This is a genomic window from Flavobacterium sp., from assembly GCF_035456085.1.
Taxonomy (GTDB): Bacteria; Bacteroidota; Bacteroidia; order Flavobacteriales; family Flavobacteriaceae; genus Flavobacterium.
Map to the genome: position 1 here is coordinate 1 of NZ_DATIDY010000269.1, position 3,316 is coordinate 3,316.

The following is a 3,316-nucleotide window of genomic DNA, read 5'->3' on the forward strand; positions in this document are numbered from 1 at the left end:
TTGGTGTAGTAGTGTAAACACGCGTACAAACCCCTCTTCTTTGAGGACAAGAATCTAAAGCAACCGATTTACTCTTCTTAGTTATCTGAGTTCTTCCTGTTCTTACTAATTGTTGAATTGTTGGCATAATTAATACTAAAATTTCTTATTATATTAAAATCCCGCTTTTTACGGGGTTGCAAATGTATAAATTAATTTTCACTCTACAAACCATAATTGATTTATTTTCAAAAACTAGCGATTGATTATAAGTGATTACTAATTAGTCGGTAGTAATTAGCAAAAAAAATTATGCCGTTTGTCAGGCAATCTTTTACTTTTGTATACATTTAGCTTTCAATAAAAGTCAAATAAATTATTTCATGTTATTTTATCAAAAGAAATCAAAAATTGAAATCAAAAATCCTTATTGTGTTTTTTTTATTTATTCATTTAACCTCCAAAGGCCAGACGCTTCAATTGAAAATAATTGGAAAAACTACAATTGAAACAAGAACGATTGATTCGATAGGTTATTCAACCAAACAACAAAATGCAAAAGAATTAAATGAAGAAATAAAATTGGTTAGCAAAAAACTAACAGAGATCGGCTATATAAACAATCGAATACTTGAAAAAAACAAAGAAAACGACAGTACTTATATCGCCAAGATTTCACTTGAAAAAAAAATAAAAAACGTACATATATATATAGGTATAAAAAACAATCCACTTCTAACCAACTTATTAAAAGCCAATCAGGATTCTATAATCTTACCCTACTATCAAATCGAACGGTTTTTGAATCAAGCATTACATAATTTAGAAACAAATGGTTATGCGTTCGCTAAAGTAAAACTGATCAACATTCAACAGAAAAATCAAAATTTATATGCCGACTTATTAATTTCTTCTGACAGCAAAAGAAATTTAAATTCTATTGAAATAAAATACTCAAATCTACAGCAGAAAAAATTTTTTCCAAAAGGGGCAGAAAAGCAGATCATCAAAAAATACAAAAACAAAATCTTCAATCAAGAAACAGTAAAAAAAATTCATCAAGACTTTGAAGAGTTTGGTTTTGTTAATCAAATCAAATTCCCAGAAATATTATTTACAAAAGACACCACCAAAGTATACGTTTATTTAGAAAAAAGGAAAGCAAATAATTTTGACGGCTACTTAGGTTTTAATAATACAGAAAATAAAAAAATTCAATTCAACGGATATCTCGATTTAACCTTAGTAAACGCACTAAGAAATGGAGAACAAATATCTATTTATTGGAAAAACAATGGAAATAATCAAAAGCTATTTAACGGAAATCTAAATATCCCTTATTTATTCAACAGCCCTATAGCTTTGAAAGCGCAAATCAATATCTTCAAACAGGATAGTATTTTTCAAAATACAAAAACAGCTTTACAATTAGGCTATTTTCTAGATTACAACAAACGAATCTATATTGGTTACGAATCGACTGAATCGAGCGATATTCAAAATTTAAATAGTCAAAATTTAACCGATTATAAAAATTCATTTTATACCACCTCATTCGAATCAAAAAAAAGTAATACAAAAAATAAACTGTTTCCTGTAAAGACATATTTAAATATAACCGTGGGAACAGGAGATAGAAAAACAACAGAAAATACATCTGCCAAACAGAATTTTATAAATCTCAATTTAATGAACGACTTTTATATTAATGAAAAAAATATTATAAATATAAAAAGCCAGAACTATTATTTAAAAAGCGGTGATTATATAACTAATGAATTATATCGTTTTGGTGGAATTAATTCAGTAAGAGGATTTGCCGAAAACAGCTTACAGGCAAATTTAGCAATTGCATTAATAACCGAATATAGATATTTAATCTCTCAAAATTTGTATTTTAATTCAATTTTAGATTACTGCTATTACGAAGATCCAACAATTTCTTCAACTGAAAAAAGCAATAAAAAGCTCCTGGGCATTGGATTAGGTTTGGGATTACAAACTGCAAATGGTTTGTTGAAATTTGCAATTACTAATGGTAATAGTTCTAAACAAGATCTCAAATTCTCAAACAGTATTGTTACAATAAATTACAATATTAATTTTTAACAATACAAAACCACTTTATAATTACATTATTTATAAAAAATACAGTTCAACATTTTTGTTTTTTAACCAACACAGATAAAGTTGATATATAATTTTAAAAAAAGAACTGATCCAAATCCTTTTTATAGATTTCTATATTATACCAGACAATATTTTCTTTCTTTTGTTTAAAATGATTGATTGTTCGAGTGCTTAGTTTTCATGTAGTTTTGCTAAATGTAAATATTATTCTCTTTAATAACGATTTCATGTATGGTTATTTTAGAACGAAACAATGCAAACAACTAGCCCTTTTAACTTATTTATCACACTTATTTATCTGCTGAATTCATTTTTCATAAATTTTTTTATAGAAATAAATTACAAAAAAAAAATCTCCAATTTTCTCGTACGAGATAAGAAAGAAAAATCTTAACATATTGAAAAAAATATATAAAAGAAACAAATCCACTATTACGTTTTAGTAAATCTGTAAAAAAAAAGAAAATACTCTCAAAATAAACAAGTCTATAAATTCTACTTATATAACAATAAAACTTAAATTATTTTTTTATTTAACAAAAAATATAAAAATTCAACAAACTGTTACATAAAGCAATACGCTTTTTTTAGTAAATATTTCTTACTTAAAATTAACAAATATTTAACAAGTAATAGATTAATAAAAAATAATAGTTTATAATTAAAAAATAAATAAGCACGTAAGAAAAACACCAGTATTTATAAGCGTTAACAACTATCAGTCAATAATGTTAAATATCAATTTCAGTCATAAAAAAAAGGAAATCCCATTAGGATAATTAACAAATTATTGTGAGTTTTGCGACACTAATTCAAAATATTTAAAAATGAAACTAAAGTTCAATGGACTATTAGTACTGATTGCAGTACTAATGGCGCAGATCTCTTTTGCGCAAGAAAGAACTGTTTCGGGTGTTGTAAAAGATAATGCAAACTTACCCATCCCTGGCGTAACTGTATTGATTAAAGGAACTCGAAATGGAACACAAACTGATTTTGACGGTAAATATTCTATCAAAGCTACAGAAGAACAAACATTAGTGTTTAGCTTTATTGGGATGAAATCTCAAGAACGCAAAGCGAGTTCAACGTTGATAAACATTAACCTTTCAAGTGCAGCTACTGAGCTTGAAGGCGTAACAGTAACCACAGCAATGGGAATCAAAAAGCAAAAAAGATCCCTTGGTTATGCAACTGCTAGCGTGGG

At 26.7% G+C, this 3,316-nt stretch carries 2 protein-coding genes and 1 pseudogene; 2 read left to right on the forward strand and 1 reads right to left on the reverse strand.

The window, feature by feature from the left end:
- A pseudogene (locus VLC96_RS19070) lies at nucleotides 1-127 on the reverse strand (30S ribosomal protein S12); the annotation flags it as partial.
- Between the two features lie 263 nt (nucleotides 128-390).
- On the opposite strand from VLC96_RS19070, the gene VLC96_RS19075 reads away from it, so the two are divergent.
- Together VLC96_RS19075 and VLC96_RS19080 are read left to right on the forward strand one after the other, a co-directional pair.
- Complete coding sequence (locus tag VLC96_RS19075; RefSeq protein WP_325265465.1) at nucleotides 391-2,088, forward strand: BamA/TamA family outer membrane protein; 1,698 nt, start codon at nucleotides 391-393, stop codon at nucleotides 2,086-2,088.
- Between the two features lie 848 nt (nucleotides 2,089-2,936).
- On the forward strand, nucleotides 2,937-3,316 hold a 380-nt coding region (locus tag VLC96_RS19080), incomplete at its 3' end, for a carboxypeptidase-like regulatory domain-containing protein (protein WP_325265467.1).